This is a genomic window from Verminephrobacter aporrectodeae subsp. tuberculatae At4, assembly GCF_000193225.1.
GTDB classification, from domain to species: domain Bacteria; phylum Pseudomonadota; class Gammaproteobacteria; order Burkholderiales; family Burkholderiaceae_C; genus Acidovorax; species Acidovorax aporrectodeae.
The window spans coordinates 1-243 of record NZ_AFAL01000643.1 but is presented as its reverse complement, the minus strand read 5'-3'; the positions used below and the strand labels follow the sequence as shown (position 1 = coordinate 243).

The window sequence follows — 243 nt, the reverse complement described above, 5'->3', positions numbered from 1 at the left end:
CCGGTGTCGGCACCGCCAGCAGCGACAACTACACCGTGAACACCCGGCCCGCAGACACCACCGGTCCCACGGCCACCATCACGCTGGCCGATAGCGCGCTGACCGTGGGTGAAACGACCACCGTCACCTTCCGCTTTAACGAGCCCGTCAACGGCTTCGCAAACGACGACGTCGTGCTCACCAACGCCAACGGCACGCTCAGCCCACTCACCCCCAACGCCGACCGCACGGTCTGGACAGCGA

Annotated in this window: 1 protein-coding gene; it reads left to right on the top strand. The window is 66.7% G+C overall.

Going from position 1 to position 243, the window contains the following annotated elements:
• Window positions 1-243, top strand: a 243-nt coding sequence (locus tag VTU_RS33850; RefSeq protein WP_010107256.1) for an Ig-like domain-containing protein, incomplete at both ends; no start/stop codon positions are given.